The sequence below is a fragment of the Pyxidicoccus sp. M15 genome (assembly GCF_056858435.1).
Genome location: NZ_CM166495.1, coordinates 8,664,891 through 8,683,133 on the forward strand (window position 1 = coordinate 8,664,891; position 18,243 = coordinate 8,683,133).

The window sequence follows — 18,243 nt, forward strand, 5'->3', positions numbered from 1 at the left end:
ATGGCCCTGACTCCTGACCAGAAGCGCGCGCGGCTCGCCGAGCTGCTGCGCGAGAAGAACCGTCAACCCCAGCGAGCCCCCGCGTCCTTCGCCCAGGAGCGGATGTGGGTCCAGGAGCGTCTGGCTCCGGGTAGCGCCACCCTCAACGTCCCCGTCGCCGTCCGCCTCTCCGGAGCGCTGGATGACGCCGCCCTGCGCCGCGCCCTCAACGAGCTGGTGCGCCGTCATGAGCCCCTGCGCACCACCTTCGTCGAGCAGGACGGCCGCCCTTTGCAGCAGATCGCCCCGGCCCTGGAGCTGTCCCTGGCCGTCGTGGACCTGCAAGCCCTTCCGGCCCCGGAGCGCGAGCCGGAGGCCTGGCTGCGCCTGCGCGAAGAAGCCCGCCGGCCCTTCGACTTGGAGAAGGGGCCGCTGCTGCACGCGGTGCTCTTCCGCCTCGCCGCCGCCGAGCACGTGCTGCTGCTCACCCTGCACCACATCATCACCGATGGCTGGTCCATGGGCGTGCTGGTGCGCGAGGTGACGGAGCTCTACGCCGCCTTCGCCTCGGGCCACCCCTCGTCCCTGCCCGAGCTGCCGCTCCAGTACGCCAGCTTCGCCTCCTGGCAGCGCCAGTGGCTTCAGGGCGAAGCGCTGGACACCCAGCTCTCCTACTGGCGCCAGCGGTTGAATCCCAACGCCGTGCTCCAGCTGCCCGGCGACAGGCCCCGCCCCGCCACCTCCTCCGCCCGTGGCGCGCGCCACACCGTCTTCCTGCCCTCCCGGCTCGCCGAGTCGTTGAAGGCCCTGGGCGCGCGCGACGGCCGCACTCTCTTCTCCGTCCTGCTCGCCGCCTTCAACGTCCTGCTCCTCCGCTACTGCGGCCAGGACGACGTCACCGTCGGCACCCCCATCGCTGGCCGCACCCGCGCCGACCTCGAGGGCCTCATCGGCCTGTTCGTCAACACCCTCGCGGTGCGCACCGACTTGTCCGGCGACCCCACCTTCCACGAGCTGGTGGGCCGCGTCCACGAGTCGGCCCTGGGCGCCTTCGCCCACCAGGAGCTGCCCTTCGAGAAGCTGGTGGAAGTCCTCCAGCCCTCGCGCCACCTCAATGTCCCTCCGCTGTTCCAGGTGATGTTCGTCCTGCAGAACGCCCCGCTGCCGCCCGTGCAGCTGCCCGGCCTGCGGATGCACGCGCAGCCGGTGGACGGGGGCGCGGCCCGCTTCGACCTGACGCTCATCGCCGCCGAGGACCCGCGGGGCCTGCGCCTCACCGCCGAATACAGCACGGACCTCTTCGACGAAGGCACGGTGGCGCGGCTGCTGGCGCACTTCCACACGCTGCTGCAAGGCGTGGTGGAGCGGCCCGAAGCGCGCCTGGCCGAATTGCCGCTGATGGACGGCGCCGAGCAGCACCGCCTGCTGCACGAGTGGAACGGCGCGCGGGCCGACTACCCGGCGGACGCGTGCCTCCATTCCCTCATCGAAGCCCAGGTGGAGCGCACGCCCGACGCGGTGGCGCTGTGCTTCGAGGGCAACAGTCTCACCTACCGGCAGCTCGACGCGCGCGCCAACCAGCTCGCGCACCACCTGCGCTCGCTGGGCGTCGGCCCCGAGGTGCGCGTCGGCCTCTTCCTGGAGCGCTCGCTGGAGCTGGTGGTGGCCCTGCTGGCCACCCTGAAGGCCGGCGGTGCCTACGTCCCCTTCGACCCGGACTACCCCGCCCAGCGTCTCGCGTGGATGCTCGAGGACGCGCGCCCCGCCGTGCTGCTGGTGCAGGAGCGGTTGTTGTCGCGCCTTCCCGCGCATGAGGCACAGCGGCTCTGCCTGGACTCGCAGTGGCCGGAAGTGGACCGCCAGCCGGCGTCCCGCCCCGAGCCGCTCGCCGGCCCGGAGGCCCTCGCCTACGTCATCTTCACCTCCGGCTCCACCGGCAGGCCCAAGGGCGCGATGAACTCGCACCGCGGCGTCGTCAACCGCCTGCTGTGGATGCAGCAGGAGTACGGGCTGACGTCCGCGGACACGGTGCTGCAGAAGACGCCCTTCAGCTTCGACGTGTCCGTCTGGGAGTTCTTCTGGCCCCTCATGACGGGCGCGCGGCTGGTGGTGGCGCGGCCCGGCGGCCACCAGGAGCCCGCGTACCTCGCGCGGCTCATCGCCGACGAGCGCGTCACCACCCTGCACTTCGTGCCGTCCATGCTCCAGGTGTTCCTGGAGGAGCCGGGGCTGGAGCAGTGCACCGCCCTGAAGCGCGTGGTGTGCAGCGGCGAGGCCCTGCCGCTGGAGCTGGCGCAGCGCTGCCTGCGGCGGCTGCCCGGTGCTGGCCTGCACAACCTCTACGGCCCCACCGAGGCCGCCGTCGACGTCACGTGGTACCGGTGCGTGCGCGATGAGCCACACCGTTCGGTGCCCATCGGCCGCCCCGTCGCCAACACGCAGATTCGCCTGCTGGACACGCACCTGCGGCCGGTGCCCATCGGCGTGCCGGGGGAGCTGTTCATCGGCGGCGTGCAGGTGGGGCGCGGCTACCTGGGCCGCCCCGAGCTGACGGCGGAGCGCTTCCTCCCGGATGCCTTCAGCGACACGCCGGGCGCGCGGCTGTACCGCACCGGCGACGTGGCGCGCTGGCTGGCGGACGGCGAAATCGAGTACCTGGGCCGGGCCGACTTCCAGGTGAAGGTGCGCGGCCTGCGCATCGAGCTGGGTGAAATCGAGTCCGCGCTGGAGCAGCAGTCCGCCGTGCAGCAGGCGGTGGTGATGGCCCGTGAGGACAGGGCCGGCGACAAGCGCCTGGTGGCCTATGTCGTGGGAAGGGGTGGCCCGGAGGCAGTGGAGGTCAGCGCACTGCGAGAGCGCCTGCACGAGAAGCTGCCGGAGTACATGGTGCCGTCAGCCTTCGTCGTGCTGGCCGCCTTCCCGCTGACGCCCAGCGGCAAGGTGGACCGCAGGGCCCTGCCCGTCCCGGATGCCGCGCCCTCGTCCGAGTACGTCGCCCCGCGCACCCCCACCGAGGAGAAGCTCGCCACCCTCTGGGCCGAGGTGCTGCACCTGCCCCGCGTGGGCGGTAATGACCACTTCTTCGAAGCGGGCGGCCACTCGCTGCTGGCCACCCAGCTCATCTCCCGCGTGCGAGGGGCCTTCGGCGTGGAGCTGCCCCTGCGTGCCGTCTTCGAGGCACCTACGCTCTCCGCGCTGGCCCGCAGGTTGGACGAAGCGCGGCCCGAGGGAGGCCCGAGGTCCCCACCCCTGCTGCCGGTGCCTCGGACGCGCGCGTTGCCGCTGTCCTTCGCGCAGCAGAGGCTGTGGTTCCTGGACCAGTTCGATCCGGGCAGTCCCCGCTACAACATGCCCGCGGTGCTGAGGCTTCGAGGCACGCTGAACGCCGATGCGCTGGGGCAGAGCCTCACCGAGCTGGTGCGCCGCCACGAGTCGCTGCGCACCACCCTCCATGGCGAGGCGGAAGGCCCCGTGCAGGTCATCCACGACGCCCTGCCGCTGCCGCTCCGCGTGGAGGACCTGTCCGGCATCCCAGAGGCGCAGCGCCAGACCGAGGCCCGTCGGCGGGTGGATGAAGAGGTGCTGCACCCTTTCAACCTGTCCGAGGGCCCACTGGTGCGCGCCGCGCTGCTCAAGCTGGCACCCGACGAGCACGTGCTGGCGCTCACCCTGCACCACTCCATCTCGGACGGCTGGTCCATGGGCGTGCTCGTGCGCGAGCTGGCGGCGCTCTACCCCGCCCTTGCCGCGGGCCAGCCCTCGGCCCTGGCGGAGCCGCCGGTGCAGTACGCCGACTTCGCGGTCTGGCAGCGCGGGTGGCTGCGAGGGAACGTGCTGGAGGAGCAGCTGGGTTGGTGGCGTGAAGCGCTGGCCGGAGCGCCGCGCGTGCTGGAGCTGCCCACCGACAGGCCCCGCCCCGCGGTGCAGTCCTCGCGCGGCGCACTGCTGCGCATCCAGCTCTCCGCACCCGTGTCCGAGGCCCTGGAGGCGCTGTGCCACCGCGAGGGCGTCACGCCCTTCATGGCCCTGCTGGCCTCCTGGCAGCTGCTGCTCAGTCGCTACACGGGCCAGGAGGACTTCGTCATCGGCTCGCCCATCGCCGGGCGCAACCGCACCGAGCTCGAAGGCCTCGTCGGCTTCTTCGTCAACACGCTGCCGCTTCGCGCCCGGCTCGCTTCGCGGGAGTCGTTCTCCGCCCTGCTGGCGCGAGTGCGGGACACAACCCTAGGGGCCTTCGCCCACCAGGACGTCCCCTTCGAGCAGGTCATCGACGCGCTGCAGGTGGAGCGGGAGCTGAGCCGGCCACCGCTGGCGCAGGTGCTGTTCGCCCTGCAGAACGCGCCCATGCCGCCGCTGGAGCTGCCGGGCCTCTCCCTGGAGATCGTGGAGCTGGAGGGAACCACGGCGCGGTTCGAGCTGGAGCTCAACCTGTGGCGCCTGCCGAGGGGCTACTCCGGCCAGCTCAGCTACAACACGGACCTGTTCGAAGCGGGCACCGCCGTACGCATGGCGGAGCACTTCCGCACGCTGGTGGAAGCGCTGGTGGCCCGGCCCGAAGCGCCGCTGGCTTCCGTGCCCATGCTGTCGGAGGCGGAGCGCCGACAGGTGCTGGTGGAGTGGAACTCCACCGCCTCCGAGTACCCGCGCGGCTCCACCCTGCCCGAGGTCTTCTCCCTCGTCGTCGCCCGCTTCCCGGACAAGGTTGCCGTCGCGTTCGGCGACTCGACGCTCACCTACCGGCAGTTGGATGAGCGTGCCAACGCGCTCGCCTGGCACCTGCGCTCCCTCGGTGTGTCCACCGACTCTCGCGTGGCCCTCGCCATGGAGCGCTCTCTGGAGCTGATTGTCGCCCTCGTCGCCATCCTCAAGGCCGGTGGCGCCTACGTCCCCCTGGACTCCTCCTACCCGCGCGAGCGGCTTGCCGCCATGGTGGCGGACTCACGCCCGACGGTGCTCGTCACCACGCGCGAGCTGCTGGAGAAGCTCCCCGCCGAAGGCCTGTCCACCGTCATCCTGGGAGAGGTGTCCCTGCAGGGCCAGCCGAAGTCGGCTCCTCCCCCGGCCGCACTGCCCGACAGCCTCGCCTACATCGACTTCACCTCCGGCTCCACCGGCAGGCCCAAGGGCGTCGGCACCACGCAGTCCGCCGTCCTGCGCACCCTCTTCGGCAACGACTACGCGCACCTGGGCCCGGATGAAACCTTCCTCCTCATCGCGCCTGTCTCCTTCGACGCTTCCACCCTGGAGCTCTGGGGCCCGCTTCTCCATGGCGCGCGCCTCGTCGTCTTCCCGCCTCACTCGCCTTCCGACTTGAAGGAATTGGAGTCGGTGCTGGTCAAGCACGGCGTCACCACCCTGCACCTCACCTCCGGCCTCTTCACCCAGGTGGTGGACCACCACCTCTCCGCCCTTCGTGGGGTGAAGCAGCTTCTCACCGGTGGTGACGTGGTGAGTGCGCCTCACGTGCGCCGGGTGCTGGAAGGAATGTTCATTCCGGTGACGGCCTGCTACGGCCCCACCGAGTCCACGCTCTTCGCCTCCTGCTTCCGCATGACGGACGTGGCCCAGGTGGGCACTTCCGTCCCCATCGGCCGTCCCATCGGCAACACCCAGGTGTACGTGCTGGATGCTTCCGGCCTGCCCGTGCCCTCCGGTGTCACCGGGGAGTTGTTCATCGGCGGAGACGGCCTCGCACGCGGCTACGTCGAGCAGCCCGCTCTCACCGCCGAGCGCTTCGTCCCCAACCCCTTCTCCTCCTCTCCCGGCGCCCGCCTCTACCGCACCGGAGACCTGGCCCGCTGGCGCCATGACGGCGTGCTGGAGTTCCTCGGCCGCGCCGACGCCCAGGTGAAGGTGCGCGGCTACCGCATCGAGTTGGCCGAAGTCGAAGCCGCCCTGCGCGCGCACCCGGACGTCACCCAGGCCGTGGCCCTGGTGCGCGAGGACGCCCCCGGCGACAAGCGCCTCGTCGGCTACGTCGCGGCACCGGAGTCCCTCGACATGGCCGCCCTGCGCGCGCACCTCAAGCAGCGGCTGCCCGAGTACATGGTGCCCTCCGCTCTGGTGCGCCTGGACTCCTTCCCTCTCACCGCCAACGCCAAGGTGGACAGAAAGGCCCTGCCTGCTCCGGAGTCGCTGACTTCCTCCTCGGCCGACTCCTTCGTCGCTCCCCGCACCCCCTCCGAGGAGCTGCTCGCCGGACTCTTCTCCCAGGTGCTTCGCGTGCCTCGCGTGGGCGTGCGCGACAACTTCTTCGAGCTCGGCGGCCACTCCCTGCTCGCCACCCAGCTCATCTCCCGCGTGCGCTCCACCTTCGGTGTGGAGTTGCCTCTGCGGGCCCTCTTCGAGTTCCCCACCACCGAAGGCCTGGCTGCGCACCTCGGCTCCGCGTCTGCGAGCCAGGCACCCGCCATCGTCCCGGTGCCTCGTACCGGCGCGCTGCCCCTGTCCTTCGCCCAGCAGCGCTTGTGGTTCCTCGATCAGCTCGAGCCCGCTAGCCCCGCCTACAACATCCCCTCCGCGTTGCGCGTGTCCGGCATGCTTGACTCCGAGGCCCTCCGTCAGAGCCTCGAAGCACTGGTGCATCGCCACGAATCGCTGCGCACCACCTTCCGCGAGGAGCCCTCGGGCCCCGTCCAGGTCATCGCTCCATCCGCCGCCCTGCCGCTGGACGTCGTCGACCTGAGCCATCTGCCCGAAGACGCGCGTCAGCCCGAAGCACTCCGTCTTGCAACCGCCGAGGCCCTGCGCCCCTTCAATCTCGTCACCGGTCCGCTGCTGCGTGTCTCGCTGCTGCGCGTCGACGCACATGAGCACGTGCTGCTGCTGACCCTGCACCACATCGTCTCCGACGGCTGGTCCATGGGCGTACTGGTGCGCGAGCTGGTCTCCTTCTACGAGACCTTCACCTCCAGCCAGCCACCGCGCCTTGAAGCACTCTCCGTCCAGTACGCGGACTTCGCTACGTGGCAGCGCTCATGGCTGCAAGGCGAGGTGCTCCAGGGACAAATCGACTACTGGAAGCAGCAGCTCGCCGGTGCGCCCGCACTGCTGGAGCTGCCCACCGACAGGCCTCGTCCCGCCGTCCAGTCCCAGCGCGGCGCCACGGTGCCCGTCCTCCTGCCTCTCCCCGTGGCCGAGGCCCTGTCCGCGTTCTGCCAGCGCGAGGGCGTCACGCCCTTCATGGCCCTGCTCACTGTCTGGCAGGTGCTCCTGTCTCGCTACTCCGGCCAGGACGACATCTCCGTCGGCTCGCCCATCGCCGGCCGCACCCGCGCGGAGACCGAGGGCCTCATCGGCTTCTTCGTCAACACCCTCGTGCTCCGCTCTCGCGTGGCTCCTCAGTCCACCTTCCGCGAGCTGCTCGCCCAGGTGCGCGCCACCACCCTGAGCGCCTACGAGCACCAGCACCTGCCCTTCGAGAAGCTCGTCGAGGAGCTGCAGCCTCAGCGCAGCCTCAGCCACTCGCCCCTCTTTCAGGTCTTGTTCGTGCTGCAGAACGCACCGGCAGCGGCGCTGTCCCTGCCCGGCCTGTCCTTCCTTCCGCTGGAGCGTGAGGCCGAGGCCACCAAGTTCGACCTGACGCTCTCCCTGGCCCAGACATCCCAGGGACTCACTGGCACCCTCGGCTACCGCACCGACCTGTTCGACGCCTCCACCGTCACCCGCATGGTGGAGCACCTGGGCACCCTGCTCGAGTCCGCACTCGCTTCGCCCGACGCACGTGTGGGCGAGTTGCCCCTGCTCACTGCTTCCGAGCGCGCGTTGTTGCTCGCGTCCTTCAACACCGCGCTGGAGCACGTCCCGTCCTTCGCTTCTCTGCATTCGCTCATCGAGGCGCAGGCCACGCGCCGCGCGACTCAGCCAGCGGTGGCCTGCGAGGATGAGGTCCTCACGTATGCGGAGCTGAATGCCCGAGCCAACCAGCTCGCCTGGCACCTGCGCTCGCTGGGCGTGGGCCCCGAGACATGCGTGGCCCTCTGCCTGGAGCGCTCCGTCGACACCGTGGTGGCGCTGCTGGGCGTCTGGAAGGCCGGCGCCGCCTACGTCCCGCTGGACCCCGCGCAGCCCTCACTGCGCCTGCAAGCCCTGGTGGCCGAGGTCGCCGCGCCCGTGGTGGTAACGGTGGCCTCGCACGCGGCCGCCTTCGCATCCTCCCAGGCACACCCCGTCCTGCTGGATGCGGATGCCGAACTGCTCGCGAGCCTGAGCACCGAGACACCTGTCTGCCAGGTGCATCCGGACAACGTCGCCTACGTCCTCTTCACCTCCGGCAGCACCGGCCGGCCCAAGGGCGTCGCCGTTTCCCACGGACAGCTTGCCCACTACGTCCATTCAGCCACCCAGCGCCTGGGCCTCGCCGACTGCTCCAGCTTCGCCCTCGTTTCCACCTTCGTCGCAGACCTCGGCAACACCGTCCTCTTCCCCTCCCTCTTCACTGGCGGCCTGCTGCACGTCCTCTCCCATGAGCGCGCCAGCAACCCCGCCGGCCTCGCCGAGTACTTCCAGCGCCACGCCGTCGACTGCGTGAAGCTCGTCCCCTCTCACCTCGCCGCCCTGCTCACCGCGGCAGAGCCCCGCCACGTGCTGCCTCGCAAGAAGCTCGTGCTCGGCGGGGAGTCCTCCTCCTGGGCCCTCCTGGAGCAGGTGCGTGCGCTCGCTCCCGACTGCGAAGTCTTCAACCACTACGGCCCCACCGAGACGACGGTGGGGGTACTTGCAGGCCGCGTCGAGTGGCCCTCCGCCGGCTCCGCACCGGCCACCGTGCCGCTGGGCCGCCCACTGGCCCATTCGCGCCTCTACGTCCTCGACGCGCACCTGCAGCCAGCCCCCGTCGGCGTGCCGGGCGAGTTGTTCATCGGCGGCCCCCAGGTGACTCGCGGCTACCTGCACCGCCCGGAGCTGACGGCGGAGCGCTACCTGCCTGACCTCTTCAGCCCCACCCCCGGCGCGCGCATGTACCGCACCGGCGACAAGGTGCGCTGGCTGGCCGACGGCCGCGTCGAATTCATCGGCCGCGCCGACTTCCAGGTGAAGGTGCGTGGCTTCCGCGTGGAGCCGGGCGAAATCTCCTCCGTCCTGCGTGAGCACCCCGCCGTTCGAGAGGCCCTCGTCGTCGCCCGCGAGGACGTCCCCGGCGACAAGCGCCTCGTCGCCTACGTCGTCGGCGCTCCGGGCCTCTCCAGCGACGTGCTTCGCGAGTCCCTCAGGGCCCGCCTGCCCGAGTACATGGTGCCTTCCTCCTTCGTCGCCCTGGAGGCCATGCCCCTGACTCCCAACGGCAAGGTGGACCGCAACGCCCTGCCCGTGCCGGACATCACCTCCTCCGCCTCCGAGTACGTCGCTCCTCGCACTCCCACCGAGGAAATCCTCGCCTCCCTCTGGGCTGGGCTGCTGCGCGTGCCTCACGTCAGCGTGGCAGACGACTTCTTCGCCCTCGGTGGCCATTCCCTGCTCGCCACCCAGGTGGTGTCTCGCGTCCGCTCCGCTCTCGGAGTCGAGCTCCCCCTGCGCGCACTCTTCGAAGCGCCCACCGTCACGGCTCTAGCCGCTCGCATCGACTCGTCCCGCGATGCCGCCACGGGCCTCGAAGCCCCCGCCATTTTCCCCGTGCCCCGCTCCGGGCCGCTCCCTCTCTCCTTCGCCCAGCAGCGCCTTTGGTTCCTCGACCAGCTCGAGCCCCATAGCACCGCATACAACATCCACTCCGCGCTTCGCGTTTCCGGCGTGCTGGACTCCGAGGCCTTGCACCAGAGCTTCGAGGCACTGGTGCATCGCCACGAGTCACTGCGCACCACCTTCCGTGAGGAGCCCTCGGGCCCCGTTCAGGTCATCGCTCCATCCGCCGCCCTGCCGCTGGACGTCGTCGACCTGAGCCATCTGCCCGACGACGTGCGCCAGGCCGAAGTGCGCCTGCTGTCGGCCGCCGAGTCCCTGCGTCCCTTCGACCTCACTGTCGGCCCCCTGCTTCGCGCCTCGCTGCTGCGCCTCGACTCCGAGCACCACGTGTTGCTGGTGACGATGCACCACATCGTTTCCGACGGCTGGTCCATGGGCGTGCTGGTGCGTGAGCTGGTCTCCTTCTACGAGGCCTTCTCCTCCGGCCGCGCTTCTTCCCTGCCTCCGCTCTCTCTTCAGTACGCGGACGTCGCCACGTGGCAGCGCTCATGGCTGCAAGGTGAAGTGCTCCAGGGACAGATCGACTACTGGAAGCAGCAGCTCTCCGGCGCGCCCGCACTGCTGGAGCTGCCCACCGACAGGCCTCGTCCCGCCGTCCAATCCCAGCGCGGCGCACTGCTGCCGGTCCACTTCCCCCCCTCCTCGTCCGAGACGCTCACTGCCTTCTGCCAGCGCGAGGGCGTCACGCCCTTCATGGCCCTGCTCACCGCCTGGCAGGTGCTGCTCTCGCGCTACTCCGGCCAGGAGGACGTCGTCGTCGGCGCGCCCATCGCAGGCCGCACCCGGATGGAGACCGAGAGCCTCATCGGCTTCTTCGTCAACACCCTCGTGCTGCGCTCTCGCGTGGCCCCGCAAGCCACCTTCCGCGAGCTGCTCGCCCAGGTGCGTGCCACCACCCTGAGTGCCTACGAGTACCAGCACCTGCCCTTCGAGAAGCTCGTCGAGGAGCTGCAGCCCCAGCGCAGCCTCAGCTACTCGCCTCTCTTCCAGGTCACGCTCGTGCTGCAGAATGCACCGGCTGCGGCGCTGTCCCTGCCCGGCCTGTCCTTCCTTCCGCTGGAGCGCGAGGCCGAGGTCACCAAGTTCGACCTGGCGCTGTCGCTGACCCACACGCCTCGCGGCCTGTCGGGCACGCTCACCTACCGCACCGGCCTGTTCGACGCGTCCACCGTCACCCGCATGGTGGAGCACCTGCACACCCTGCTGGAGGCCGCACTCGCTTCGCCCGACACACGCGTGGGCGACTTGCCCCTGCTCGCTTCTTCCGAGCGCGCGTTGTTGCTCGAGTCCTTCAACGCCACGCCTCAGTCCCTCGGCCCACTGGAGCCGCTCCATGCCCTCATCGAGCAGCAGGCCGCGCGCCGCGCGACTCAGCCCGCGGTGGCCTGCGAGGATGAGGTCCTCACGTATGCGGAGCTGAATGCCCGGGCCAACCAGCTCGCCTGGCACCTGCGCTCGTTGGGCGTGGGCCCCGAGACGTGCGTGGCCCTCTGCCTGGAGCGCTCCGTCGACACCGTGGTGGCACTGCTGGGCGTCTGGAAGGCCGGCGCCGCCTACGTCCCGCTGGACCCCGCTCAGCCCGCCCTGCGCCTGCAAGCCCTGGTGGAGGAAGTCGCCGCCCCCGTTGTCTTAACGGTGGCCCGTTACGCCGCTTCCTTCGCCTCCGCCTGCGTGCGGATGGATGCGGACGCAGAACGAATCGCCAGCCAACGCACGGATGCGCCGACGAGCGACGTGTCCATGGACAACGTCGCCTACGTCCTCTTCACCTCCGGCAGCACCGGCCGGCCCAAGGGCGTCGCCGTCTCCCACGGGCAGCTGGCCCACTACGTCCATTCAGCCACCCAGCGCCTGGGCCTCACCGACTGCTCCAGCTTCGCTCTCGTCTCCACCTTCGTCGCAGACCTCGGCAACACCGTCCTCTTCCCCGCCCTTTGCACCGGCGGCCTGCTGCACGTCCTCTCCCATGAGCGCGCCAGCAACCCCGCCGGCCTCGCCGAGTACTTCCAGCGCCACGCCGTCGACTGCGTGAAGCTCGTCCCCTCTCACCTCGCCGCCCTGCTCACCGCGGCAGAGCCCCGCCACGTGCTGCCTCGCAAGAAGCTCGTGCTCGGCGGGGAGTCCTCCTCCTGGGCCCTCCTGGAGCAGGTGCGCTCGCTCGCTCCCGACTGCGAAGTCTTCAACCACTACGGCCCCACCGAGACGACGGTGGGGGTGCTTGCAGGCCGCGTCGAGTGGCCCTCCGCCGGCTCCGCACCGGCCACGGTGCCGCTGGGCCGCCCACTGGCCCACTCGCGCCTCTACGTCCTCGACGCGCACCAGCAGCCGGCCCCCGTCGGCGTGCCGGGCGAGTTGTTCATCGGCGGCCCCCAGGTGACTCGCGGCTACCTGCACCGCCCGGAGTTGACGGCGGAGCGCTACCTGCCCGACCTCTTCAGCCCCACCCCCGGCGCGCGCATGTACCGCACCGGCGACAAGGTGCGCTGGCTGGCCGACGGCCGCGTCGAATTCATCGGCCGCGCCGACTTCCAGGTGAAGGTGCGTGGCTTCCGCGTGGAGCCCGGTGAAATCTCCTCCGTCCTGCGCGAGCACCCCGCCGTGCGCGAGGCCCTCGTCGTCGCCCGCGAGGACGTCCCCGGCGACAAGCGCCTCGTCGCCTACGTCGTCGGCGCACCGGGGCTCTCCAGCGACGTGCTGCGCGAGTCCCTCAGGGCCCGGCTGCCCGAGTACATGGTGCCCTCCTCCTTCGTCGCACTGGAGGCCATGCCCCTGACTCCCAACGGCAAGGTGGACCGCAACGCCCTGCCCGTGCCGGACATCACCTCCTCCGCTTCCGAGTACGTCGCTCCTCGCACCCCCACCGAGGAAATCCTCGCCTCCCTCTGGGCTGGGCTGCTGCGCGTGCCCCAGGTGAGCGTCCACGACGACTTCTTCGCACTCGGTGGCCATTCCCTCCTCGCCACCCAGGTGGTGTCGCGCGTCCGCTCCGCCCTCGGAGTCGAGCTCCCCCTTCGTGCCCTCTTCGAGGCGCCCACCGTCGCCTCCCTCGCAGCCCGCATCGACTCGTCCCGCGATGCCGCCACGGGCCTCGAAGCCCCCGCCATTCTCCCCGTGCCCCGCTCCGGGCCGCTCCCTCTCTCCTTCGCCCAGCAGCGCCTTTGGTTCCTCGACCAGCTGCAGCCCGGCGGCTCCTCCTACAGCATGCCCCGCTTCGTGCGCATGGACGGCCCCCTCGACGTGGCCGCCCTGCGCCGCGCCTTCGAGGAGTTGGTTCGCCGCCACGAGGCTCTGCGCACCACTTTCATCCAGCACGAGGGTCAGCCCCTCCAGCTCATCGCCCCCCACGCCGAGCTGCCACTGCACGTCGTGGACCTCAGTGGCCTGGAGCCCCAGGCCGCTCGCGCCGAGCTGGAGCGGCAGCTGCGCGAAGACACACTCCAGCCCTTCCACCTCGCCACTGGCCCCCTGGTTCGCGCAGGCCTGTGGCAGCTGGGCCCCGCCGAGCACGTGCTCTCCCTCAACATGCACCACATCGTCTCCGACGGTTGGTCCATGGGCGTCCTCGTTCGCGAAGTCGCCGCCCTCTACGACGCCTTCGCTCACGACAGGCCTTCTCCGCTCGCCCCACTGGCGCTCCAGTACGCCGACTACGCCGTCTGGCAGCGCCAGTGGCTCCAGGGCGACGTGCTCCAAGCCCAGCTCGCCTTCTGGCGTCAGCAGCTCTCTGGAAACACTCCCCTGGCGTTGCCCACCGACAAGCCTCGCCCCCCCGTGCAGACCTTCCACGGCGCACATGTGCCCGTCCGGCTGTCGCTCACTACGTCCGGCAAGCTCAAGGCCCTGTGTCAGCAAGAGGGCGCCACGCCCTTCATGCTGCTCCTGGCGGCATTCCAGGTGCTGCTGTCGCGCTACTCCAGCCAGGAGGACATCTCCGTCGGCACGCCTATCGCCGGCCGCCAGCGCGGTGAGCTCGAAAGCCTCATCGGCTTCTTCGTCAACAGCCTGGTCATGCGTGCACGGGTGGACTCGCGACTCTCCTTCCGCGGCCTGCTGCAGCAGGTAAGGGAGTCGGCACTGGGCGCTTACGCGCACCAGGACGTGCCCTTCGAGCGGCTGGTAGAGGACCTGCATCCCACGCGCAACCTGAGCCGCAGCCCACTGTTCCAAGTCTTCTTCACTCTGCAGAACGTTCCTGCGGCCACGCTGCGAAATGAGGACCTGGCGCTGAGCCCGATGGAGGTGGACACAGCGTCCATCAAGTTCGAGTTGCAGCTGGGCCTGGCGGACTCGCCCGAGGGCTACGAGGGCGTGCTGGGCTACAACACGGACCTGTTCGAAGCGCGTACCGCCGTACGCATGGCGGAGCACTTCTGCACGCTGGTGGAAGCACTGGTGGCCCGGCCCGAGGCGCCGCTGGCCTCCGTGCCCATGCTGTCGGAGGCGGAGCGCCGACAGGTGCTGGTGGAGTGGAACTCCACCGCCTCCGAGTACCCGCGCGGCTCCACCCTGCCTGAGGTCTTCTCCCTCGTCGTCGCCCGCTTCCCGGACAAGGTTGCCGTCGCGTTCGGCGACTCCACGCTCACCTACCGGCAGTTGGATGAGCGCGCCAACGCGCTCGCCTGGCACCTGCGCTCCCTCGGCGTGTCCACCGACTCTCGCGTGGCCCTCGCCGTGGAGCGCTCTCTGGAGTTGATTGTCGCCCTGGTGGCCATCCTCAAGGCCGGTGGCGCCTACGTCCCCCTGGACTCCTCCTACCCGCGTGAGCGGCTTGCCGCCATGGTGGCCGACTCACGCCCGACGGTGCTCGTCACCACGCGCGAGCTGCTGGAGAAGCTCCCCGCCGAAGGCCTGTCCACCGTCGTCCTGGGAGAGGTGTCCCTGCAGGGCCAGCCCTCTCATGCGCCGCCTCCTGCCGCACTGCCCGACAGCCTCGCCTACATCGACTTCACCTCTGGCTCCACCGGCAGGCCCAAGGGCGTGGGCACCACCCAGTCCGCCGTCCTGCGCACCCTCTTCGGCAACGACTACGCGCACCTTGGACCCGACGAGACATTCCTGCTCATCGCGCCCGTCTCCTTCGACGCTTCCACCCTGGAGCTCTGGGGCCCGCTGCTCCATGGCGCACGCCTCGTCGTCTTCCCGCCTCACTCGCCTTCCGACTTGAAGGAGTTGGAGTCGGTGCTGGTCAAGCACGCCGTCACCACCCTGCACCTCACCTCCGGCCTCTTCACCCAGGTGGTGGACCACCACCTCTCCGCCCTTCGTGGGGTGAAGCAGCTTCTCACCGGTGGCGACGTGGTGAGTGCGCCCCACGTGCGCCGCGTGCTGGAAGGAATGTTCATTCCGGTGACGGCCTGCTACGGCCCCACCGAGTCCACGCTCTTCGCCTCCTGCTTCCGCATGACGGACGTGGCCCAGGTGGGCACTTCCGTCCCCATCGGCCGTCCCATCGGCAACACCCAGGTGTACCTGCTGGACACCTCCGGCCTACCCGTCCCCTCCGGTGTCACCGGGGAGTTGTTCATCGGCGGCGACGGCCTCGCACGCGGCTACGTCGAGCAGCCCGCTCTCACCGCCGAGCGCTTCGTCCCCAACCCCTTCTCCTCCTCTCCCGGCGCACGCCTCTACCGCACCGGAGACCTGGCCCGCTGGCGCCATGACGGCGTGCTGGAGTTCCTCGGCCGCGCCGACGCCCAGGTGAAGGTGCGTGGCTACCGCATCGAGTTGGCCGAAGTCGAAGCCGCTCTCCTCTCCCACCCCTCGGTGGCCGAAGCCGTCGCACTCGTGCGCGAGGACGTCCCCGGCGACAAGCGCCTCGTCGGTTACGTCGCGGCACCGGACTCCCTCGACATGGCCGCCCTGCGCACCACCCTCAAGCAGCGGCTGCCCGAGTACATGGTGCCCTCCGCTCTGGTGCGCCTGGACTCCTTCCCTCTCACCGCCAACGCCAAGGTGGACAGGAAGGCACTGCCTGCTCCGGAGTCGCTGACTTCCTCCTCGGCCGACTCCTTCGTCGCCCCCCGCACCCCCTCCGAGGAGCTGCTCGCCGGACTCTTCTCCCAGGTGCTTCGCGTGCCTCGCGTGGGCGTGCGCGACAACTTCTTCGAGCTGGGTGGCCACTCCCTGCTCGCTACCCAGCTCATCTCCCGCGTGCGCTCCACCTTCGGTGTGGAGTTGCCTCTGCGGGCTCTCTTCGAGGCCCCCACCACCGAGGGCCTGGCCGCACGCATTGGCTCCGCGTCCGCGAGCCAGTCACCCGCCATCGTCCCGGTGCCTCGCACCGGTGCGCTGCCCCTGTCCTTCGCCCAGCAGCGCCTTTGGTTCCTCGATCAGCTCGAGCCCCATAGCACCGCATACAGCATGCCCGCTTTCGTGCGGCTGGAGGGGTCACTCGACCCGGACGTGCTGCGGCGCAGCCTTGCCGCGCTGGTGCAGCGTCATGAAGCGCTGCGTACCGTCTTCACGCAGCACGAAGGACAACCCCTCCAGCTCATCGTGCCTGACGTCGAGCTGCCGCTCACTCAGATGGATCTGAGCGGCCTCCCACCGGAAGCCGCCCAGGAGGAACTGCGAAGCCAGTTGCGAGAAAGCAGCCAGCGGACCTTCGACCTCGCCACGGGCCCGTTGGTGCGTGCGAGCCTGTGGAAGTTGAGCCCGACAGAGCACGTGCTCTCGCTCAACATGCACCACGTCGTCTCGGACGGCTGGTCCATGGGCGTGCTGGTTCGTGAAGTGGCCGCGCTCTACGACGCCTTCTCCGCTGGCCAGCCCTCGCCCCTGGCGCCGCTGCCGATCCAGTACGCGGACTATGCCGTCTGGCAGCGGCAGTGGTTGCAGGGGGCCGTACTCGATGCGCAGCTGGACTGGTGGCGCCGGCAGCTCTCGGGCACTTCCCCCCTGGAGTTGCCCACCGACAAGCCGCGTCCGCCCATGCAGACCTTCCGGGGCGACCGGGTGCCTGTCGCCCTGCCACTCGCCGCCTCCGAGCAGCTCAAGGCCCTGAGCCAGCAGGAGAGCGCCACGCCCTTCATGGTGCTGCTCGCCGCCTTCCAGGTGCTGCTGTCGCGGTACTCCGGGCAGGAGGACATCTCCGTCGGCTCGCCCATCGCGGGCCGCCAGCGCAGTGAACTCGAAGGCCTCATTGGCTTCTTCGCCAACACCCTGGTCTTCCGCGCACGGGTGGAAGGCCGGAGCTCGTTCCGGCACCTGCTGCGGCAGGTGAAGGACTCGGCATTGGGGGCTTACGCGCATCAGGACGTGCCCTTCGAGCGACTGGTGGAAGAGCTGCAGCCCACGCGAGACCTGAGCCGCAGCCCGCTCTTCCAGGTGCTCTTCACCGTGCAGAGCACGCCCACGCCCGAGTCCGCGCCACGGAAACACGGGCTGTCGCTGCACCCGTTGATGGTGGAGAACTCAACGGCCAAGTTCGAGCTGCAGTTCAGTCTGACCGACACGTCAGAGGGCTACGAGGGCTCTCTGGGCTACAACACGGACCTGTTCGAAGCGCGTACCGCCGTGCGCATGGCGGAGCACTTCCGCACGCTGGTGGAAGCACTGGTGGCCCGGCCCGAAGCGCCGCTGGCTTCCGTGTCCATGCTGTCGGAGGCGGAGCGCCGACAGGTGCTGGTGGAATGGAACTCCACCGCCTCCGAGTACCCGCGCAGCTCCACCCTGCCCGAGGTCTTCTCCCTCGTCGTCGCCCGCTTCCCGGACAAGGTCGCCGTCGCGTTCGGCGACTCCACGCTCACCTACCGGCAGTTGGATGAGCGTGCCAACGCGCTCGCCTGGCACCTGCGCTCCCTCGGTGTGTCCACCGACTCTCGCGTGGCCCTCGCCATGGAGCGCTCTCTGGAGCTGATTGTCGCCCTGGTAGCCATCCTCAAGGCCGGTGGCGCCTACGTCCCCCTGGACTCCTCCTACCCGCGCGAGCGGCTTGCCGCCATGGTGGCCGACTCACGCCCGACGGTGCTCGTCACCACGCGCGAGCTGCTGGAGAAGCTCCCCGCCGAAGGCCTGTCCACCGTCATCCTGGGAGAGGTGTCCCTGCAGGGCCAGCCCTCTCATGCGCCGCCTCCTGCCGCACTGCCCGACAGCCTCGCCTACATCGACTTCACCTCCGGCTCCACCGGCAGGCCCAAAGGCGTCGGCACCACGCAGTCCGCCGTCCTGCGCACCCTCTTCGGCAACGACTACGCGCACCTGGGCCCGGATGAAACCTTCCTGCTCATCGCGCCTGTCTCCTTCGACGCTTCCACCCTGGAGCTCTGGGGCCCGCTTCTCCATGGCGCGCGCCTCGTCGTCTTCCCGCCGCACTCGCCTTCCGACTTGAAGGAATTGGAGTCGGTGCTGGTCAAGCACGGCGTCACCACCCTGCACCTCACCTCCGGCCTCTTCACCCAGGTGGTGGACCACCACCCCGCTGCGTTGAGGAACGTGAAGCAGCTTCTCACTGGTGGCGACGTGGTGAGCGCGCCCCACGTGCGCCGCGTGCTGGAAGGAATGTTCATTCCGGTGACGGCCTGCTACGGCCCCACCGAGTCCACGCTCTTCGCCTCCTGCTTCCGCATGACGGACGTGGCCCAGGTG

General features: G+C 70.0%; 1 protein-coding gene (cut by a window edge). It reads left to right on the forward strand.

The features are described from left to right. Positions 1-18,243, forward strand: partial view of a non-ribosomal peptide synthase/polyketide synthase gene (locus ACX9TP_RS32070; protein WP_482974449.1) — the 5' end (the start) only. It continues 30,507 nt past the right edge of the window; 18,243 of the gene's 48,750 nt are visible here — the first part of the coding sequence; the start codon lies at positions 1-3; its stop codon lies off the right edge, out of view.